17 protein-coding genes, 1 tRNA gene and 1 pseudogene are annotated in these 21009 nt (G+C 64.1%); 16 read left to right on the top strand and 3 right to left on the bottom strand.

The window, feature by feature from the left end; genetic code table 11:
- Nucleotides 1-76: 76 nt before the first annotated feature.
- Complete coding sequence (locus KIH76_RS11745) at nucleotides 77-151, bottom strand: 50S ribosomal protein bL37 (RefSeq protein WP_003817083.1); 75 nt, start codon at nucleotides 149-151, stop codon at nucleotides 77-79.
- Between the two features lie 85 nt (nucleotides 152-236).
- Nucleotides 237-1187 (bottom strand): aldose 1-epimerase family protein, encoded by a 951-nt coding sequence (locus KIH76_RS03450; protein ID WP_214374646.1) that lies wholly within the window; start codon nucleotides 1185-1187, stop codon nucleotides 237-239.
- A gap of 177 nt (nucleotides 1188-1364) precedes the next feature.
- On the opposite strand from KIH76_RS03450, the pseudogene KIH76_RS03455 reads away from it, so the two are divergent.
- The 9 genes and pseudogenes from KIH76_RS03455 to KIH76_RS03495 form a co-directional block, all read left to right on the top strand.
- Nucleotides 1365-2363: pseudogene (locus KIH76_RS03455) on the top strand (4-hydroxy-3-methylbut-2-enyl diphosphate reductase); the annotation flags it as partial.
- A 212-nt stretch (nucleotides 2364-2575) separates the two neighbouring features.
- The gene (locus KIH76_RS03460) at nucleotides 2576-3274 is read left to right on the top strand and encodes an HAD family hydrolase (RefSeq protein WP_214374644.1); all 699 of its coding nucleotides are present in this window, start codon (nucleotides 2576-2578) and stop codon (nucleotides 3272-3274) included.
- 114 nt (nucleotides 3275-3388) lie between these two features.
- The gene (locus tag KIH76_RS03465; protein ID WP_214374643.1) at nucleotides 3389-4201 is read left to right on the top strand and encodes a histidine phosphatase family protein; all 813 of its coding nucleotides are present in this window, start codon (nucleotides 3389-3391) and stop codon (nucleotides 4199-4201) included.
- 119 nt (nucleotides 4202-4320) lie between these two features.
- Complete coding sequence (locus tag KIH76_RS03470; protein ID WP_214374642.1) at nucleotides 4321-5610, top strand: uracil-xanthine permease family protein; 1290 nt, start codon at nucleotides 4321-4323, stop codon at nucleotides 5608-5610.
- Between the two features lie 166 nt (nucleotides 5611-5776).
- Nucleotides 5777-9013, top strand: coding sequence for a UPF0182 family membrane protein (locus KIH76_RS03475; protein WP_219069339.1), 3237 nt, complete (start codon nucleotides 5777-5779; stop codon nucleotides 9011-9013).
- A gap of 14 nt (nucleotides 9014-9027) precedes the next feature.
- Nucleotides 9028-9552: a GNAT family N-acetyltransferase gene (locus tag KIH76_RS03480; protein WP_214374640.1), complete on the top strand. Its 525-nt coding sequence runs from the start codon at nucleotides 9028-9030 to the stop codon at nucleotides 9550-9552.
- A 132-nt stretch (nucleotides 9553-9684) separates the two neighbouring features.
- The gene (pth, locus tag KIH76_RS03485; protein ID WP_214374639.1) at nucleotides 9685-10284 is read left to right on the top strand and encodes an aminoacyl-tRNA hydrolase; all 600 of its coding nucleotides are present in this window, start codon (nucleotides 9685-9687) and stop codon (nucleotides 10282-10284) included.
- On the top strand, nucleotides 10274-13834 hold the full coding sequence (gene mfd, locus KIH76_RS03490) for a transcription-repair coupling factor (protein ID WP_214374638.1): 3561 nt from the start codon (nucleotides 10274-10276) through the stop codon (nucleotides 13832-13834). Before pth ends, mfd begins: the two co-directional genes overlap by 11 nt.
- 152 nt (nucleotides 13835-13986) lie before the next feature.
- Nucleotides 13987-14313, top strand: coding sequence for a hypothetical protein (locus KIH76_RS03495; protein ID WP_214374637.1), 327 nt, complete (start codon nucleotides 13987-13989; stop codon nucleotides 14311-14313).
- Nucleotides 14314-14407: 94 nt separating this feature from the next.
- Here KIH76_RS03495 and KIH76_RS03500 read toward each other — a convergent pair whose 3' ends face one another.
- The gene (locus KIH76_RS03500) at nucleotides 14408-15472 is read right to left on the bottom strand and encodes a hypothetical protein (RefSeq protein WP_214374636.1); all 1065 of its coding nucleotides are present in this window, start codon (nucleotides 15470-15472) and stop codon (nucleotides 14408-14410) included.
- Nucleotides 15473-15665: 193 nt separating this feature from the next.
- Here KIH76_RS03500 and KIH76_RS03505 point away from each other — a divergent pair, with 193 nt between their 5' ends.
- The 7 genes from KIH76_RS03505 to KIH76_RS03535 all read left to right on the top strand — a co-directional run bounded on the left by KIH76_RS03505 (nucleotide 15666) and on the right by KIH76_RS03535 (nucleotide 20961).
- Nucleotides 15666-16139: a GNAT family N-acetyltransferase gene (locus tag KIH76_RS03505; RefSeq protein ID WP_214374673.1), complete on the top strand. Its 474-nt coding sequence runs from the start codon at nucleotides 15666-15668 to the stop codon at nucleotides 16137-16139.
- Nucleotides 16140-16381: 242 nt separating this feature from the next.
- Nucleotides 16382-17680: a phosphopyruvate hydratase gene (gene eno / locus KIH76_RS03510; protein ID WP_163230630.1), complete on the top strand. Its 1299-nt coding sequence runs from the start codon at nucleotides 16382-16384 to the stop codon at nucleotides 17678-17680.
- A 102-nt stretch (nucleotides 17681-17782) separates the two neighbouring features.
- Nucleotides 17783-18451 carry an FtsB family cell division protein gene (locus KIH76_RS03515; protein ID WP_214374635.1) on the top strand — a complete coding sequence of 223 codons (669 nt, stop codon included), beginning with the start codon at nucleotides 17783-17785 and terminating at the stop codon, nucleotides 18449-18451.
- Nucleotides 18452-18528: 77 nt separating this feature from the next.
- A complete protein-coding gene (locus tag KIH76_RS03520; protein ID WP_214374672.1) occupies nucleotides 18529-19062 on the top strand; it encodes a DUF501 domain-containing protein in 534 nt (177 codons plus the stop codon).
- A 62-nt stretch (nucleotides 19063-19124) separates the two neighbouring features.
- Nucleotides 19125-20138 (top strand): Ppx/GppA phosphatase family protein, encoded by a 1014-nt coding sequence (locus KIH76_RS03525; protein WP_214374634.1) that lies wholly within the window; start codon nucleotides 19125-19127, stop codon nucleotides 20136-20138.
- A gap of 76 nt (nucleotides 20139-20214) precedes the next feature.
- Nucleotides 20215-20293, top strand: a tRNA-Leu gene (locus KIH76_RS03530).
- A 101-nt stretch (nucleotides 20294-20394) separates the two neighbouring features.
- Nucleotides 20395-20961, top strand: a complete 567-nt coding sequence (locus KIH76_RS03535; protein WP_214374633.1) for a 4-hydroxybenzoate polyprenyltransferase — start codon at nucleotides 20395-20397, stop codon at nucleotides 20959-20961.
- The last annotated feature ends 48 nt before the right edge of the window (nucleotides 20962-21009 follow it).

Here is a 21009-nt window from a genome sequence, read left to right on the forward strand (position 1 = left end):
GCGAGAAGCCCCCGTTGCCAATGTATGGCACGGGGGCTTCTCTAGCGTTATTCACGCAGCCTGAAACAGGCTTGGATCAGGCGTTCGGGCGCTTGCCGTGGTTGGCGGCCTTCTTGCGACGATCCTTGCGCTTACGTCCGCGCATGCCCATGATGGACTCCTTTACTTCAAGATTAATAAGCCTACGGGATTATCGCATATCCCGCAGACGTTCGCAACTCGTCGGCGGGATATGTTCAGTGCTGCTCCGCTTTGATGAACAGCTTGGTCGTGCTTGTCTCGCCCGGCTTGATGACGATCAGTTCGTTGCCGGTGTTGAACGCGTTCGCATACGCGGTCTGTGGTTCGACCGCAGTGCCGGCCGGGTGCTGGAACGCCGGGAATCCGGTGCCGGTGCACACCTGGAACGAGGTGATCGTTTCGTCGCCGCCCACCTTGATCTCCAGTCCGTCGGGGCGGGTGAACGTGGCGGTCACGGTGCCGTCGGCGTCGTGGCGCACGTTCGTCCACGCGTCGTCGAACGGCTGGTCGGTCAGCAGCGGGTTGTCGCGCAGATCGTACTTCGTGCCGTCCACCGGCTCGGTGCCGGTCGGGATGAGGTTCTCGTCCACGGTCACATGCGTGTCGGCCGGGACCGTCAGGCGGCACTGCGCGTTGTGGCCGTCGATCTCGTCGCCGTAGCCGTTGAAGCCGTTGTCGAGCCACGGGTGGATCGCCAGCGCCCACGGGGCGTCCGTGTCGCCGTTGTTGTACGCGCTCACGGTGATGTGCAGGCCGTCCGCGTCCAGCTCGTGCTTGGCGGTCACGATCACGTCGAACGGGTAGCCGAGCAGGAACGGCACGCGCCACGACTGGGTGACGGACGTCTCGGTCAGCTCCTCGAGCTTCCAGTAGGAGCGGTAGCCGTAGCCGTGGATGGCGGTGTTGCGGTCGTGCTCGTCGATCGGCAGCGTGTACGTCTTGCCTTCGAACGTGTAGGTGCCGGCCTCGATGCGGTTCGGGAACGGGACGAGCAGCTGGCCGTGGCAGCAGGTGACCGGGTCGTCGGGGCCGAGCGGCACGATCACGTTCTTGCCCTGATACGTCACCTTGCGCATCGTCGCGCCGAGTTCGGTGATCACTGCGGCCCAGTCGCCGTAGTGGATGGAATACTGTTGGCCGGTGCGCGGCGGGATGTTCTTCGTCATATGCATCACTCCATAGTGAGGTCCGTGTGGTTTCGTGTGTCCGGTAACGGATGTTACCGCTAACGATCCAGTCTAGCGCGATGCATGTGCCGAAATGGGCGAAATCGAATCCGATTTCGCCCATTTCGGCATGGACATGAGGAACGGTACAGTGGGGCTGAACATAAGAGGAAAGGTGACGATATGGCGAAACGGATCGTGTTGGCTGACCCGCGCGGCTTCTGCGCGGGCGTGGATCGGGCGATTCTCACCGTGCATACGATTCTCAAGGCCTCCCGGGCGCCGCGCGAGGACGGGCTGCCTCCGGTGTATGTGCGTCGTCAGATCGTGCACAACAAACATGTCGTGGAGGAGCTCGCGTCGCAGGGCGCGGTGTTCGTGCAGGAGCTCTCCGAAATCCCTGACGCAGCAGCTCAGGCCGGCATCCCGGTCGTCTTCTCCGCGCATGGCGTGTCGCCGTCGGTCAAGGCCGAGGCCTCCGCGCGTGGCATGCACGTGGTCGACGCCACCTGCCCGCTGGTGAGCAAAGTGCACCGCGAGGTGCTGCGGTTCGTCAAGGAAGGCTACGAGATCATCTACATCGGCCACAAGGGGCATGACGAGGCGGTCGGCGTGGTGGGGGAGAACCCTGAGCACGTGCATCTGATCGAACACGCCGGCGACGTGGACTCGCTGGACTTCGCGCCGAACACGAAGCTCGTGCTGCTCAGCCAGACCACGCTGAGCATCGACGAGACGGCCGGCACGATCGCCGCGCTCAAGGCCAAGTTCCCGTGGCTCAAGGAGCCGCCGAGCTCGGACATCTGCTACGCCACGTCGAACCGCCAGACCGCGGTCAAGCTCGTCGCTGAACAGTCCGACTGCGTGGTGATCGTCGGTTCGGCCAACTCGTCCAATTCCGTGCGGCTCATGGAGGTCGCGCAGGATGCGCTGGGGAGCCGTGGCACGGCGCATCGGGTCGACGACGCCTCGGAGATGGATCCGGCGTGGTTCGACGGCGTGGAGGCGGTCGGCGTGTCGTCCGGCGCGTCCGTGCCCGACGAACTGGTGTCCGGCGTGATCGAGACGTTGAAGAAGCGCGGATTCACCGACGTGTCCTCGGTGGAGACGGTCAAGGAGAACATGCACTTCGTGCTGCCAGCGGAACTCCGCCGGCAGCCTTCGCGTGCGCAATAGGCGCGCACGCTCACCTCGCCTACGGGAAGCACACAGTGCTTCCCGTTTGACGGCTCGGCCGTCCGAACTGCGCGGACGGCAGCCTTCGCCGCAAGCGGTGGGTCTGACGCGCAGATGAACGGTTGCCGAACGGCGGGAAACATTAGCCTACGATAAGCCGGCGCCACGTACCGTGTCCGTTATGATGGCCTCATCGATGAATAGGGAGCGGTATGCGGGTTTTCGATTTTGACGGCACGATCTATGACGGCGAAAGTCTGTTCGACCTGTACCTGTTCAGCGCGCGCTACGATCCGAAGGTGTTCCGCCATATCGCGCCTGTGCTGCGGTACGCGATCAAATACAAGCTCGGCAAGGCCACGCTCGAGCAGATGGAACGCGGCGTCGGCGACATCGCCCGCAAATACCTGCACGATCTGGCCGGCTCGCGCACGGTAAACTCCCTGTGCGACGGCGAGGAATCCGAAGAGCGGCCAGGCGATCTGGACGCCATTCTGGACGGCGTCGCGCACGACGTCGAAACTGGACGCATCGTCGCCCGGGAGGAACGGCTCAACGGCGGGCTGGAAGCGTTGGTGAGCAGGTTCTGGGACCGCAACATGCGCAGGATCAAACCTTGGTACCGGCCGCAGCCCGACGACGTGATCCTCACGGCCTCGTTCGATGTGACCGTGGGCGAGGCATGCCGCAGGCTCGGTGTGCATCATCTGGTCGCATCCACGATCGACCCGGATACGTTGGAGGTCACCTATCTGAACTTCAACACGAACAAGCCGAAGCGGTTCCGTGAACTGTTCGGCGACGTGCCGGTCGACGAATTCTATACCGACAGCAAATTCGACCAGCCGATGATCGATCTGTCCCGCAAGGCGTACATGGTCAAGGGAGATAGGATCACCCGGATCAAATAGCCATCCCTCGGCGTCTTCCTGCCGTTCGTCTGACCGATAATGGCAAGGACGCGTCGTCGGGGGCGACGTCGCCGGCGAAGGACGGGACTGATATGGACGAAAGGAGCGCGGCTTATGGGAATGCCGCTTGACCTGTATGTGATCCGCCACGGAGAATCCGAGGCGAACGTGATCATCAGCGCCGGTGATCGCGGCGACAACTCGCTGTACACGCAGGATAACGTGACCGTGCCCGACCGCTCGTGGAGGCTTACCGCGACCGGCCGCAAACAGGCCGACTGCATCGGTCGTTGGCTTGTCGACCAGCAGCAGCTGTTCGACCGCTATCTCGTCTCGCCGTACGTGCGCACGCGCGAGACGGCAGCCACGATGGCTCTGCCGAAGGCGAAATGGGAGGAGAACCGCGTGCTGCGGGAGCGCTCGTGGGGCGAGATCAACACGATCACGAAGGACGATTTCCGCAGCAACTATCCGCGCAACTGGATGTTCAAGAACACGGACCCGTTGTACTGGCGGCCGCCGGCAGGCGAGTCGATCGCCGATGTGGCGGAGAACCGCGTGCACAACCTGCTCACCTCGCTCGATCGCAAATCCGACGCGCAGTCGGTGGTGATGGTCAGCCACGGCGACCTCATGCTCGCGCTCATGCTTGTGCTCGAGGATCTCTCGGACGAGGAGTTCATGCACCGGGCCGCATCGAGTGAGTGGCAGATCACGAATTGCACCTGTCTGCATTATTCGCGGCGCGATCCGGCGACCGGACGCACGTACAAGCGGTTCCGCTGGGAGCAGACCGCGCGTCCGGTATTGAGCGAGGAGACCGGCAAATGGGAGGTGCAGGTGACCGACTGGCGTTCGTTCAAGAAGCCGACCCTGTCCAACGGCGACCTCGTGGACGTGGTGCACGCCGTCGACCCGCATCTGTGATCTGCGGCGTGCGGTTCCAAGCCGAAACGTGAAGGACTGGTGAACAGGTTACAATGGCTCACGATGCGCGGGCGCATGACGTAACGCGCCCGCTCGGAGAGAACCGAAGGAGTTCATCTATGAAGAACCTGTTCACATGGGCGCTGCACGGCGACGGCAAGACGCTCGCCCCCGGCGAGGTCGTCGAACCCGACGAACGCCTGACCTGGCCGCGCACCGTCGGCATCGGCGCCCAGCACGTCGTCGCCATGTTCGGCGCGACCTTCCTTGTGCCGATCCTCACCGGCTTCGACCCGTCGACCACGCTGTTCTTCACCGCGCTGTCGACCGCGCTGTTCCTGCTCATCAACAAGAACGTGCTGCCGAGCTACCTCGGCTCGTCGTTCGGCTTCATCGCGCCGATCACCGCCGTCACCACCGCGCACAAGGGACCCGCCGTCGCCAGCTTCGGCATCATGGTCACCGGCCTGCTGCTTGCGCTCGTCGGCGTGGCCGTCCATTACGCCGGCTCGAAGTGGATCGACATCATCATGCCGCCGGTCGTCAACGGCGCCATCGTCGCGATCATCGGCTTCAACCTCGCGCCGAGCGTGTGGAACAACTTCAAGGCCGCGCCCGACACCGCGCTCGTCACGCTGATCGCCGTGCTGCTCATCGCCGTGCTGTTCAAGGGGCTGACGGGCCGACTCAACATCCTGCTCGGCGTGATCGTCGGCTACGTGTACGCCTGCGCCCGCGGTCAGGTCGACTTCTCCGCCATCGGCAAGGCCGCGTGGATCGGCCTGCCGCACTTCCACACCCCGCAGGTCGACTTCTCCATCCTGCCGATGTTCCTGCCGGTCGTGCTCGTGCTCGTCGCCGAGAACGTCGGCCATGTCAAGTCCGTCGCGCAGATGACCGGCCGCGACTACGACAACCAGATGGGCACCGCCCTGTTCGCCGACGGCCTCGGTACCGCGATCGCCGGCTTCGGCGGCGGTTCGGGCACCACCACGTACGGCGAGAACATCGGCGTGATGGCCGCTACCAAGGTCTACTCGACCGCCGCCTACTGGTGCGCGGCCGGCTTCGCCCTGTTGCTGAGCCTGTGCCCGAAGTTCGGTGCGATCATCAACACGATCCCGGCCGGCGTGCTCGGCGGCGTGACCACCTTGCTCTACGGCATGATCGGCATGATGGGCATCCGCATCTGGGTCGAGAACAAGGTCAACTTCGACAAGCCGCTCAACATCATGGTCGCCGCGATTGTCATGATCATCGCCATCGGCCAGTTCGAGTTCGCGTTCAGCGGCATCCAGTTCAACGGCATCGCCATCGGCACGATCGTGATCCTCGTCGCCTACCATGGCCTCAAGGCCATCGGCAAGGCCACCGGCACCATCGACAAGGACGATCCCGACATCCTGTGACCGAACACATGCGATGATCCGCGATCCCGAGGCTCCCGCAAGGGAGCCTCATTCATATGCAAGTCACACGGCTCCGCCTGCGTTCCGGCATGGCGACCCTCATGCCAGGTGATTCTGGACAAGCTCTGGGCATAAGCGGTTCCGCACCTGACGTTACGCTGGGAACATGTCATTTTTCGATGCGTTTGGTCCATTGTTCGACGGCTCCCGACAAGATGATCGCCGGGGAGACGGCAGCGACGACGATCCGGTGATCCTCAACGTCCAGGCGGACGGCGACGCCGCGTCCTCGGCGTATGACGGCGGTACGGGAGCGCGGCCGCCACGCCGCCACGCCACGCCACGCATCGCGCAGCAACCGTCCATACCCGGGGTGAGCCGCGGCTCGAGGATCCTCATCGGCGTCGTGCTCGCGCTCGTCGTCATCGTCGGCCTGTTCTTCGGCCTCGCCCAGTTCATCACCGATCTCATGTGGTACGGTCAGCTCGGCTTCCAAAGCGTCGTGTGGACGCAGCTCGGTACCAAGGTCGGCCTGTGGGTCGCCTACGCGCTGCTCATGGCCCTGACCGGTTTCGTCTCCGCCATGCTCGCGATTCGCGCGCGCCCCGATTCGGACGACGGCTCCACGATCCGCATCAACGGCGACGTGATCGAGATCGGCAAGGGCGTTGCCTCGAAGACCGCCCGCCGTGTCGCCGTCGTGGTCTCGCTGATCGTCGGCGCCGTGTTCGGCGCGCAGTTCAATGCGAACTGGGCCGACGTGCTGCTCATGTTCAACGCGCAGTCGTTCGGCACCACCGACCCGCAGTTCGGTCTCGACAACGGCTTCTACGTGTTCGTGTTGCCCGGTTTGAAGCTCGTGGTTGCCGCCGTGTCCATGCTGCTCGGAGTCGGCATCGTGTTCTCCGTCATCTCCCACGTGCTCATGGGAGGCGTCCGCTTCACCATGCCCGTGCACGGCCGCGGCATCCTTGCCGTCACCAAGCGCGCCCGCCGTCAGGTCGCCATTTGGCTCATCCTCAACATGCTCGCATGGTCCGCCCGCCAGGTGCTCGGCGTGTTCACCCACCTGACCGAACAGGGCAGCCGCATCACCGGCGCGACCTACACCACCGTCAACGCCACCATCCCGGTCACGTTCATCATGGCCGCGGTCACCGCCATCCTCGGTGTGTTCCTCGGCATCTGGCTCATGCGTTCGCACGCGCTCGAAGGCCCGGCCAAACCCACCGTCCGCGCCGTGGCCGCGCTCAAGGCGTGGCGCGCGCCGGTCGTCGCCATCGCCGCCGCGCTCGTCGTCTCGATGGTGCTCACCGTCGCATGGCCGATGCTGTTGCAGCGCTTCAAGGTCAACCCGAACGCGCAGGAGATGGAATCGACGTACATCCAGCGCAACATCAAGGCCACGCAGCAGGCGTACGGTCTGAACGACGTGAAGGTCGAGCAGTATAAGGCCACCACCAAGGGCGAGTCCGGTGCGCTGTCCGGCGAGGCCGACACCACCGCGCAGATCCGACTGCTCGACCCGCAGATCGTCTCGCCCACGTTCAAGCAGCTGCAGCAGTCCAAGCAGTACTACACGTTCGCGGACACGCTCGCCGTCGACAAGTACGATGTGGACGGCGAAAGCCAGGACACCGTGATCGCCGCGCGCGAACTCGACCTCGACGGTCTCGACAACCGCAACTGGGTCAACGACCATACCGTGTACACGCACGGCTACGGCATCGTCGCCGCCTATGGCAACAAGGTGACCGCCGACGGCCAGCCGAAGTTCTTCGAGTCCGGCATCCCCACCCAGGGCAAGCTCACGGATTCCGAAAAGTACGAGCCGCGCATCTACTTCTCGCCGAACGCGACCGAATACTCGATCGTCGGCGCGCCGGAAGGCACCAAGTCGTGGGAGTTCGACTATCCGACCGGCTCGGAGGGTGCGACCACCACGTTCAAGGGCGACGGCGGCCCGTCGGTCGGCAACATCTTCTCCCGACTGTTGTACGCGATCCGTTTCGGCTCCGACCAGATCCTGTTCTCCGACCGTGTGACCTCCGCGTCGCAGATCCTGTACGACCGTTCCCCGAAAGAGCGAGTCGCCAAGGTCGCGCCGTACCTGACGCTCGACGGCCGTGTGTACCCGGCCGTGGTGGACGGCCGCGTCAAGTGGATCGTCGACGGCTACACGACCTCCGACGCGTATCCGTATTCGCAGATGACCGATCTGGGTTCGGCCACCGCCGATTCGACCACCGAGACGTCGGACACCGTCAAGGGGCTCGGCTCGCAGCAGGCCAACTACATTCGCAACTCGGTCAAGGCCACCGTCGACGCGTACGACGGATCGGTCGACCTGTACGTGTGGGACGAGAACGATCCGGTCATCAAGGCATGGCAGCAGATCTTCCCCGGCCAGTACCACTCCGTCTCCGAGATCTCCGGCGACCTGATGAGCCACCTGCGCTACCCCGAAAATCTCTTCAAGGTGCAGCGCGAACTGCTCGCCAAGTACCACGTGACCTCCGCGAACCAGTTCTTCTCCGGCGAGGACTTCTGGCAGACGCCGGTCGACCCGACCGAATCCGAGGCCGATCAGGCCAAGGACATCCTGCAACCGCCGTACTACCTGACATTGCAGACCGGCGGTACGAACGAGCCGATCTTCTCGCTGACCTCCTCGTACATCCCCGCCGGCACGTCCACGCGCGAGATCCTGACTGGCTTCCTGTCGGTCGATTCGGACGCGGGTTCCGAGAAGGGCGTGATCGGCAAGAACTACGGCACGCTCCGACTGCAGGAGCTGCCCAAGGACTCCAACGTGCCCGGTCCCGGTCAGGCGCAGAACAACTTCAACGCCGACGCCGACGTGTCCAAGGAACTGAACCTGCTGCAATCCGGCTCCACGAACGTGGTGCGCGGCAACCTGCTCACCCTGCCGCTCGGCGGCGGTCTCGTGTACGTGCAGCCGGTGTACGTGAAATCGAGCGGTTCGACCTCGTTCCCGCTGCTCAAGAAGGTGCTCGTCGCGTTCGGTGACCAGGTCGGGTTCGCGGACACGCTCGACGAGGCGCTCGACCAGGTGTTCGGCGGCGATTCCGGCGCGGCCGCAGGCGACGCGGAGAACGCGACCGGCGGTACGGATGCGAACGACGGCACATCACAGAGCGGTTCCGGCGGTTCGGATTCCGGTACGAACGGCAGCGGCAAGGATAACGGTACGTCCGGCAGCCAGTCGAACGGCAACGGTTCGTCGTCGGCCAACGCCGATCTCAAGGCCGCGCTTGAGGACGCCGCGCAGGCGATGAAGGACGCCGACTCGGCCATGAAGAACGGCGACTGGTCCGCCTACGGCGAAGCCCAGAAGCAGCTTCAGGAAGCCCTCAACAAGGCTCTCGAACTCGAACGGTGACGGGAACGACAGACATGTTGAAATACGAGATCCGTTCCGCCGAAGAGCGGGATGTGCAGGCCATCGCCGACATCTACAACGAGGCGGTGATCCGCGGGGGAGCGTCCGCCGATCTTGAACCGGTCTCGCTCGAGGCGCGCCGTGCATGGGTCGATTCGCACAACCCGCGCACAAAGTATCCGGTCATCGTCATCGACGTGACCGATCCGACGACCGGCGAACGCGCGACCGCAGGATTCGGCTCGCTGTCGAAGTTCCACCAGCGTGCCGGTTATGACGGCATCGCCGAATTGAGCTACTACATCGCAGGGCGGTTCCACGGGCAGGGACTCGGCACCGCGATGGTCGACTGGCTACTCGCGGCGGCCCGCGAACGCGGCTTCCGTCACGTCGCGACCATCATCTACGCCGACAACGCCGGCTCGGTCGCGATCATGCGCAAGTTCGGCTTCACCCGATTCGGGCTGCTGCCCGCCGCCGTGGCCACCGCCGGCAGCGACGCGCTTCACGACATGAGCTACTGGTACCGCGTTCTGTAGCGTTGCCGCTCGCCCGTTCCCGCCGTTCGTTCGATGACGGCGGGAACGGGTATGATTCGTGTGTTTGCGTACGATCGACGCGCCGTGACGGTACGGTGAATATGACGATATGAAGAGGACAAGGGGATAGACATGGCATCCGATTTCTGGCTGATCGTGGGACTGGGCAACCCGGGCAAGAAGTACGAGGACACGCGGCACAACATGGGCTTCATGACCGCCGACGTGCTCGCCGAACGCTGGTCGGTCGCGTTCTCCGACCACAAGGGACTCGCCATGCTCGGCAAGGGCGCGATGAACCTGCAGGGGCGCACCGTCAAGTTCTTCCTCGCCAAGCCCCTGACGTACATGAACGATTCGGGCAACGCGGTCGCCTCCATCAGCGCCTACTACCAGATCCAGCCCGACCATATCGTCGTCATCCACGATGATATGGATCTGGAATTCGGCCGCATCAAGGTCAAGGCCGGTGGCTCCGCGGGCGGCCACAACGGCATCAAATCCATCGACAAGGCGCTGAACACGCCCAAGTACGCGCGCGTGCGCATGGGCGTCGGCCACGCCAAGCGCGGCGCGAACGCGCATGACAACACCATCAACTGGGTGCTCGGCGGATTCGGCCCCGACCAGCGCAAGCAGCTGCCCGACTTCCTCGCCGACGGCGCGGACGCCGCCGAAGACATCATCTTCAACGGACTGGCGAAGACCCAGGAGAAGTTCAATGGCCGCTGACGCTCAGGCGACGCACAACGCGCTGGTCAACGGTTCGCTGGCCGGCGTGCTCGCCGCGCTCGAGCGCGACGACACCTTCCACAAGCTTGCCGCCGGCGACATCGAAGCGTATACCGACCGCAACACCAGCCCGATCATCACCGTCGGAGCCCCCGAAGGACTGCGCCCGGCGCTCGCCGCGGCCGTCGCGCACCGCAAGCCGGTCGTGCTCGTCGTCGCATCGGGCCGCGAAGCCGAGGAAACCGTCGACTCGCTGCGCTCCTGGTACGACGGCGACCCGAACGAGATCGCCCAGCTCGAAGCGTGGGAGACATTGCCGCACGAACGGCTCAGCCCCCGCGCCGACACCGTCGCCAGCCGCATGGCCGTCTTCCGCCGGCTCACCCATCCGAGCACGGCGAACCCGATGTTCGGCCCCATCCGCATCCTCGTCATGCCGGTACGCTCGCTCATCCAGCCGGTCGTCAAAGGACTCGGCGACGTCGAACCGCTCGTGTTCACCCAAGGTGAGGAACTGCCGCTCGACGAAGCGTCCCGACGGCTCGTCGAAAACGCATACACACGCGTCGACCTCGTTATGGACCGCGGCGAATTCGCCGTACGCGGCGGCATCATCGACGTCTTTCCGCCCACCGCGCCGCATCCGGTGCGCATCGAATTCTTCGGCGACGAAATCGACACGATCCGTGAATTCCACGCCTCCGACCAGCGCACCTACGGCGACGGCATCCGCATCATCTGGGCCACGCCCTGCCGCGAACTGCAACTGACCCAGGCCGTGCGCGACCGTGCGAAGAGCCTCATCGGCCAGATCCCGAACGCCGACGACATGCTCGAATCCATCGCAGGCGCGATCCCCGTCGAAGGCATGGAATCGCTCATGCCCGCACTCATCGACGACATGGAACCGGTCACCGGCATGCTCGACAAACATGCGGTCGTCATGCTGTCCGACCCGGAAAAACTGCGCCGCGCCGCCGAAGACCTCGCGAAAACCGCGAACGAATTCCTCGCCGCCAGCTGGCACGTCGCCGCGTCCGGCCACGGCGCGGGCGCCCCGATCACGTTCGACCAGGCCAGCTTCCTTGACTTCGAGGATACCGTCAACGCGCTCGCGTACTCGGAACACGACGTGTGGAACCTGTCCAGCTTCGGCGTGGACACGAGCATGCCGAACCATGTGCAGCTCGCCGCACGCACTCCCGGCGAGTACCGCGGCGACGAGGCGAAGGCCGCCGCCGGCATCGAAGGACTGATCGACGCCGGATACCACGTCACCGTCACCGCCGCCGCGCAGGGCACGCTCGCGCGGTTGAAGCGCGCGATCAACGAGACCGGCATCGCCTCGTTCGACGTCATCCGCTCGCAGGCCATCGACGGCTTCGTCGACACGGCCGCGAAGGCTGCGCTGCTCACCGAACGCGACCTGACCGGCCGTTCGTCCGCCGCGGGGCAAACGAAAACACCGAAACGCCGTCGCAAGGCCATCGACCTGATGGAACTGAAGCCCGGCGACTTCGTCGTGCACGAACAGCACGGCATCGGCCGGTTCGTCGGCATGAAACAGCGCGAGATCGGCACCGGCGCAAACAAAAGCACACGCGAATACCTCGTCATCGAATACGCGCCGAGCAAACGCGGCGCCCCGGCCGACAAACTGTTCATCCCCACCGACCAGCTCGACCAGATCAGCAAATACATCGGCGCGGAGGTTCCCAAGCTCAACAAGCTCGGCGGTTCCGACTGGGCCGAAACCAAGGCGAAGGCGCGCAAGCACGTGCACGAGATCGCCGAGGACCTGGTCAAACTGTATTCGGCGCGCCAGCGTACGCCCGGCTTCGCGTTCAGCCCCGACACCCCGTGGCAGAAGGAGCTGGAGGATGCGTTCCCGTATCAGGAGACGGCCGATCAGCTGACAACGATCGACGAGGTCAAGGCCGATATGGAGAAGCCGGTGCCGATGGACCGTCTGATCTGCGGCGACGTCGGCTTCGGCAAGACCGAGATCGCCGTGCGCGCCGCGTTCAAGGCGATCCAGGACGGCAAACAGGTGGCCGTGCTCGTGCCGACCACGCTGCTTGTCCAGCAGCATTACGAGACGTTCTCCGAGCGCTACGAGGGCTTCCCGGTCACGGTCGCGGCGATGAGCCGCTTCCAGACGACCAAGGAGATCAACGAGACGATCGAGGGACTCGAATCCGGTGCGGTCGACGTGGTGATCGGTACGCACAAGCTGTTGAATCCGAAGATCAAGTTCAAGGATCTCGGTCTGGTCATCATCGACGAGGAGCAGCGCTTCGGCGTCGAGCACAAGGAGACGCTCAAGGCGCTGCGCACGAACGTGGACGTGCTGTCGCTGTCCGCGACGCCTATCCCGCGCACGCTGGAAATGGCCGTGACCGGCATCCGCGAGATGTCGACGCTCGCGACCCCGCCCGAGGATCGTCTGCCGGTGCTGACCTACGTCGGCGCATACGAGGATGCGCAGGTCACCGCGGCCATACGGCGCGAGCTGCTGCGCGGCGGCCAGGTGTTCTTCGTGCACAACCGCGTGCAGGACATCTCGAAGACCGCGGCGAAGATCCACGAGCTCGTGCCCGAGGCGCACGTGGGCATCGCGCACGGCAAGATGGGGGAGAAGCAGCTCGACCAGATCATCCGCGACTTCTGGCATCGCGACATCGACGTGCTCGTGTGCACCACGATCATCGAAACCGGTCTGGATATCTCGAACGCGAACACGCTCATCGTCGACAACGCCGACAAGTTCGGCCTCTCGCAATTGCACCAGCTGCGCGGACGCGTCGGCCGCGGCAGGGAGCGCGCGTACGCGTACTTCCTGTACGATCCGGCCAAGCCGATGACCCAGCAGTCGCACGACCGTCTCGCCACCATCGCGCAGAACACGGCGCTCGGGTCAGGCTTCGACGTGGCCATGAAGGACCTGGAGCTGCGCGGCACCGGCAACCTGCTCGGCGACGAACAGTCCGGGCACATCGAAGGCGTCGGCTTCGACCTGTACATCCGTATGGTCTCGGAGGCCGTCGAGGCGTACAAAGCGCCGGAAGTTAGCGTCGAACCGCTGGCGGTGACCATCGACCTGCCGATCGAGGCGTCGATTCCGGTCGACTACATCGATTCCGACAAGCTCAGGCTCGAAGCGTACCGCAAGCTCGCCGCCGCCCACACTGAGGACGATCTGCGCGAACTGGCGGAAGAGCTCACGGACCGCTATGGCAAGCTGCCCGAGGAGTTCGAGACGCTGTTCGGCGTGGCGCGGCTGCGCATGAAGGCGCGCAAGCTCGGCATTTCGGAGATCATCGCGCAAGGCAAGAACGTGCGCGTCGGCAAGATCGACCCGCCCGAATCCATCCAGATGCGCATCAACCGCATCTACCGCGGCGCGCAGTACCGTCCGCTCACACACACGTACACGATCCCCGCCCCATTCGCCGGCTCGCTCGGTTCCGGCCCCATGAGCGGCGAGATGGTCATGGACTGGACCAGCGACCTCCTCAACGACTTCGCATGGAGTCCGAAGAAAAAGTAGGTGAACGGCAGCGCCATTCGTGGACCGGTGTGTGAGCCGACAGGCGAGCCAGCGAAGCGCGGCCGTAAGGCCGTCCGAAATTGCAGGACCGCCGGCGTCAAGCAACCGGCGTGCGGAAGACCGTATATCCGGCCGACGGGAAGGAACCTGAGATGAAGCCGATATCTCGCAGTATGGAGCGGGTGGATCGTCTGGCCGTCCGGTTGACGCGGATTCATGCGGATTGGCTGTTGTATCTGGCCTGGTTCGTCATCTGGGTCGCACCTGGTTCGATGACCCACGGGACGATCGATCTGCCGCAACGGTTGGTGCTCATCCTGCTGGTTCCGTTCCTCCCCATACTGACGCTGGTGTGCTGGCGATGCATGCGTGTCAGGAACCTGCGTCACCCGTACTGGCGTTATCCGTTTGGCATGGCCGGTTTGTGGTTTCTGACCATGATCACGGAATTCATGGCGTTCACGATACTGGCGTCGTAGGATACGGCGGGTCGGGCGAATGACGGGACCCGCCGTCTGACATGAGCAGTGGCGCATGACCGGATAAGTCATGCGCCACTGCTCGCAATGGAGCTCAGCCGATCTTGTCGAAGCGGAATCCTCCGGCGGCCTTGGTGTCGTCGGTCGGGGTGAAGCGAATCCAGCTTTTCTCGCCGGCGTCGGAGACGGTTATGTCGATGGTGCTGCTCGCCACGTTGTCCGGCGTGCAGCTGATCGTCCTATGTTGTGTGCTCGCTTCGTCAACGGTCAGTTCGGCGTCGAAGCTGCCGGTGCCGGAGCAGACCATTGTCAGCCGGTACTTGCCGACCGGCACCGGGGTCAGCGACATGATGGCGGTCGCGGCTGGCGGCACGGTGTCGCCGTTCTTGTCCACGGTGGCCGCCGACCACCACGATGCCTTCGACGAATTGACCACATCGGCATTCTCGTCGTGCGTCATGTCGTCGTCGAATCCGACCGCCTGATTGACGGCGGCCATGCGCCTGACATCGTCGTCGCTGACCGGTTCGGACACGGTCAGCTTGTGCTCGTCCGTGATGCCGAGCTTGACGGCGATCGTCGCGGACAGCGGGAACGAGCCATCCACGTTGCGGATGTTCGTCGGCGTGTTCCGATCGGCGTCCGTCACCTCGAACGTGCTGAGCGCGGGCGTCAGCTGTGCGTACGTGCCGTCGTGGTAGGAGAGGAAGAACACGTACTCGCCGCCGACGGAGAGCTTGCCGGCTCCCGACCCGGAGGCGGTGTAGCCGTGCATGCTGATGATGTCTCCGGACTTCGGCAGTCCGTCCGTCGGATCCGCGTCGTTGCCGTTGGCGGCGCCGAGCACCTCGGCCTTGATCGTGGTGTCGTATCCGTCGTCCTGCGCCGGCGGTTCGGAGCACGAGACGATGCGCGCGTAGACGATCCGGTCGGATGACGCCGTCAGATCATCGATCGTGTCGAACCACTGCCAGTCGTATTGCACATGCTCGTCGCGTCCCTTGCACGTGGTGCCGGTGGTCGTGCCAGTTTGTGATGGCGCGGTGGATGTCGCGGCGGACGGTGTGCCGCAGCCGGCAAGTCCCGTGCACAACAGCATCGCGGTCAGCGCGGCGATGGTGCGGATGATACCCGATGAGCGTGCGGTGAGGCTGTTCATGACGACTCCTTTGTCCCGCGGGACCCGGTATGGGTCCTTCTTGTCTTCCATTGTCCGCCGTCCGCCGTGCCGAAGCGAACGTCCGTAATGCGGCGCATTACACTGGACGGTTATGAGCAACGAACCCGATGACGTGATCAACGAGAGCGTCGGAAACATCGACGGCGGCGAACCGCAGCCCGCCGCGGACGGCATGCATATCCGCCGCGCCGAGACGCGCGACATCCCGCAACTGCACAAACTCTTGCGCGAGGTGCTGGAAGTCCACCACCGGGGCCGCCCGGACCTGTTCAACACCGGCGTCACCAAATACACGGACGATGAACTGGCCGGCATCCTCGCGAACGACGAGACCCCGGTGTTCGGTATGTTCGCTGCCGACGACGCGACGCTGTACGGTTACGCGTTCTGCATCTTCGAACGGCACGAGCACAGTCATATCCTCACCGACATCACCACGCTGTACATCGACGACATCTGTGTGGACGAGTCGGCCCGCGGTCGGCACGTCGGCACCACGCTGTACCGGCATGTGCTCGATTTCGCGCGGGACGCCGGCTGCTACAACGTGACGCTCAACGTGTGGTCGTGCAATCCGGGAGCGCAGGCGTTCTATGAGCGGATGGGACTCAAACCGTACAAGATCGGCATGGAACAGATCCTGTGATGTGGATCCGTCGCGCGTGGCGAGGCCGTCCGATGGCGTAGTCCGCGCGATGTGACACGTAGGCGCATGACCGCATGCGGACTGCGAACATGAACGGCAAGTGAATGGCGGATGACCGGTGGCATGGCGGAGCCGCAAGGTTGTGAGCGCTCACATAATCGTGTCGCGCGATCTTGCGCGTCGTCCACAAAGCCCGGTATTCTTAAGGCTGTCATCACAACCTATACGTTAAAGGAGTAGTTGTGGCAGCAATTGAAAGCGTGTACGCGCGTCAGATTCTCGATTCCCGTGGCAACCCGACCGTCCAGGTCGTCCTCGACACCGAAGACGGCGCCCGCGGCCTGGGTCTGGTCCCGTCCGGTGCCTCCACCGGTGAGGCCGAGGCTTGGGAGCGTCGCGATGGCGACAAGTCCGTCTACGGCGGCAAGGGTGTTCTGAACGCGGTCAAGGCCGTCAACGAGGAGATCGCTCCGAAGGTCATCGGCATGGATGCCTCCGACCAGCGCGCTCTCGACGACCTGATGATCGAGCTCGACGGCACCCCGAACAAGGGCCGTCTGGGCGCCAACGCCATCCTCGGTGTCTCCCTGGCTGCCCTGTACGCCGCCGCCGAGTCCGCCGACGAACCGCTGTACCGCTACATCGGCGGCACCAACGGCCACATCCTGCCGGTCCCGAACATGAACATCATGAACGGCGGCGCCCACGCCGACTTCGCGACCGACATCCAGGAGTACATGATCTCCCCGTACGGCTTCGACTCCTACTCCGAGGCCCTGCAGGCCGGCGTCGAGGTCTACCACACCCTCAAGAACGTCCTCAAGAAGCAGGGCCTGAACACCGGCCTCGGCGACGAGGGCGGCTTCGCCCCGAAGATGAAGTCCAACAAGGACTCCCTGAACTACATCATGGACGCCATCTCCGCCGCCGGCTACGAGCCGGGCAAGCAGATCGGCATCTCCCTCGATGTCGCCTCCTCCGAGTTCTACAACAAGGAGACCGGCAAGTACCACTTCGAGGGTGACGAGCGCGACTCCCAGTACATGCTCGACTTCTACGAGCAGCTCATCGAGGAGTACCCGATCGTCTCCATCGAGGATCCGTTCAACGAAGAGGGCTGGGAAGACTGGACCGCCATCACCAAGCTGCTCGGCGATCGTCTGCAGTTCGTCGGCGACGACCTGCTGGTGACCAACCCGGCTCGCCTGGCCAAGGCCATCGAGCTCGGCGCCGCCAACTCCCTGCTGGTCAAGCTCAACCAGATCGGCACTGTCACCGAGACCCTCGACGCCATCGAGCTGGCTACGGCCAACGGCTACACCTCCATGGTCTCCCACCGTTCCGGCGAGACCCCGGACACCACCATCTCCGATCTCGCGGTTGCCAAGAACACCCGCCAGATCAAGACCGGTGCCCCGGCCCGTGGCGAGCGCGTTGCCAAGTACAACCGCCTGCTGGAGATCGAGGAGGAGCTCGGCTCCACCGCGAAGTACGCCGGCTACAGCGCGTTCAAGGCCTGCAAGAAGTACTTGGCCAAGTGAGCCTGTGACGAACCTTCATAAGGCCATTCGCTTCATGAAGGTCGCATAGTGTGCAATGCCCGCCGCATTCCCCGTCGAATGCGGCGGGTATTTTTATTGCCTATGAGATCACGATCGAATCCCGGCGCATCCCCCGGCAAAACCCGTAAGACCACGGCATCGGGCGCCACACGGAACGGTCGTGCGGCCCGGGGTGCGTCCGCGCCGAGTGCGAAGCGCGGAACGCGACGCACCGCGGCCAAGGCGAAAACCCGCAGCAGCGGTCCCATCGTATTCTTCGTCGCCCTGTTCATCGTCGCGTTGGGGGCCATCCAGCTGCTGTCGACGTTCTACACGTATGCGATCAGCGTCTCCGAACTCAACGGTCTCAAGCGTGAGGAGGCCGCGCTCATCGCAAAGAAACAGGATCTGGAAAACGATATCGCCCGGTGGAACGACAAAGCCTATGTCGCGGCGCAGGCTCGCGACAAGCTCGGCTTCGTCTTTCCCGGCGAACAGGTCGTGCATGTGCTGCACCCGGAGGCCGTCACCGGATCCGCGCCGAACGACAAGACCGATACCGGCGACGAGGATTCCGGCAAGAAATCGCTGCCCTGGTACAGTGAACTGGCCTATTCGTTCGAACAAGCGGACAAGAAGGCCGATGAGGCGACCACTGCCGGCAATGACCAGAAGAATGCGAACGGCACTTCGGGCACCACGCAAGACAACGTTTCCGATGGCACCGGAAGCACCGAAACCGACCACACCACGGAGGATCAGCAACAGTGACGAATCCAGCACACACCCCCGCCGACGGCATCGACCAGGCGATTCTCGACCAGGCTTCGCGGCTGGTCGACCGGTGCATGAACGACCCCGCCACCGATCATGACATTGCCGTCGTCGAACGACAGCTCGGACGGTATCCGCGTGGCATGGTCGCAGTCGGTGCGCGCTGCGTATGCGGCCGTCCGCTCGCCGTCGTGACCCGCCCCGTGCTTCCGGGCGGCATCCCGTTCCCCACCACCTGCTATCTGACCAGTCCGGAAGCGGTCAAGGCAGTCTCCCATGTGGAGGCGAACGGCGTAATGGCCGAGTACAACGATCTGCTCGCCGTGCCCGACGAGGAGGGGGAGCAGCTGCGTGCCGATTACCGGCGTGCGCATGACCTGTATCTCGCCTTTCGGCATGAACTGGCGCAACGGTTAGGCGACAGCGAGGAGCACATCGCCGGCATCAGCGCGGGCGGCATGCCCGTGCGCGTCAAATGCCTGCATGCGCTGCTCGCGCAGACGCTTGTGATGGGCGCCGGCGCGAACCCGATCGGCGACATGACCCTGTCCCGCATCGCCGACGAATTCGACCCGGCCGTATGCCGTTGCGCGGTGGACGCTGAATAGGCTCGGCAAAGGTCGAAAAGCCCGAACGGCATGAACCAGACAATGCAAGGAGAGGATGTTCGATGAACGACGAACAGCGTTCGGTAATCGTGGCCGGCATCGACTGCGGCACCAATTCGATCCGTTTGAAGATCGCGCGGGTGGACGAACACGGCATGCGTGACATCGTGCCGCGTACGTTGCGCGTGATACGACTCGGCCAGGACGTGGACAAGACGCACCGGTTCGCCGAGGAAGCACTGGAACGTGCCTATACGGCGGCCACCGAATTCGCTGCGATCCTCGCCCAGCATCAGGTGGATGGACTGAGGTTCGTCGCCACCTCGGCCACGCGCGATGCGGACAATCGCGACGAGTTCGAGGACAGGATCGAACGGATCCTCGGCGTGCGTCCCGAAGTCATCCCGGGCACGGAGGAAGCTGATCTGAGCTTCCTCGGCGCGACCAGCGTCGCGCCGCGCGGCGATCTGCCGGCCCCGTTCCTCGTGGTCGATCTCGGTGGCGGTTCGACCGAACTCGTGCTCGGCGGCGACGGCGTGACCGCTCCCGACACGCAGGTTCAGGCCGCATATTCGATGAACATCGGCTCGGTGCGCATGACCGAACGTCACTTGCACACCGACCCGCCGACCGAAGCCGAAATCGGCGAGGCGATCGCCGACATCGATGAGCATATCGACGAGGCGTTCCGGACTGTGCCGGCCGGAAGAACGCGCACGCTCATCGGCGTGTCAGGCACCGTCACCACCATGACTGCGCTCACGCTCGGTCTCAAGGAATATGATCACCGTGCGGTCGACGGCGTGCGCGTGCGCAACGAGGATGCCTACGAGGTGGACGATCGGTTCCTGCGCATGACACGTGCCGAGCGCCGCGAATACAAGACCATCCATCCCGGCCGCATCGACGTGGTGGGTGGTGGCGCGCTCGTATGGAACCGTGTGCTCGCCAAGGTGTCCGCCGCGGCCGAAGCCGACCACGGCGAGCCGATCGACTCGTTCGTCGCCAGCGAGCATGGCCTGCTCGACGGCATCGTGCTCGACTACGGCCGCCGACTGCTCGCGCAACGAGCCTGACGATGACGGACGCCGCTTGTCGGCACATGCCGAAAGATGACGTACAATAATACGGTTGGCCTGTTCGCGGGTCAACGCCCCTGTGGCGAAATGGTATACGCAGTCGACTTAAAATCGATCGCTTCGGCTTGCGGGTTCGAGTCCCGCCAGGGGCACCTTATTCGATCGGAAACACGGCGTTTTCTTTTGGCCGGTAGACTGGCCGGCGTTGTTGCCGGACGGCTGCGGAACGTGGCCGGGGAGTAAAGGAACGGATATGGCCGGTTGGTTGGATGTACGCCGTGAATCGAAGGACTCGCTGCCCACGATGCTGATGCAGGCGATCGTCATCGCGGCCGTGCTGTGCGTATGCGAGCTGATCAGCGCCCCGATCTATGTGAAGATGTCCGGCGGCGCGTTCGTGCCGCTGCCATGGTTCCTCATCGCCTCCCTGTTCGCCGTCGCGTTCGCATACACGGTCGGATTCGTGCTGCTGTGGGCCGTCGAATCGCTCACCGACCGGCTGGACATCCCCAGATTGCTGCCGTTCATCTATGCGTTGGCCGGACTGATCGGATTCGCCGCATGGGGATACGCCGTGTTCCCCGCCGTCATCGACTCGGTCCTCACGCCGGCACAAGGCATCGCTCTGACCGGCACTGCAAAGCTTGGCATCGGTGTCAACTGCGCGGCGGCGGGCTTCGTCTCCTTCTTCTTCGGCGCGATCCTGCCCGGCAAACTGGCGAATCGACGTACCGCGGTCATCGCGGCCGGCATCGCGACGATCGTGCTCGCCGTTCTTGGTGGCATCATCTACGGCATGACGCTGTCCGCGCTGTCCTGATCCGTATGCGCATCCGTCGAGCCGCGGGCCCGGCGTCGCGTCGCATGA

The organism is Bifidobacterium simiiventris (genome assembly GCF_019331715.1).
Lineage (GTDB): Bacteria > Actinomycetota > Actinomycetes > Actinomycetales > Bifidobacteriaceae > Bifidobacterium > Bifidobacterium simiiventris.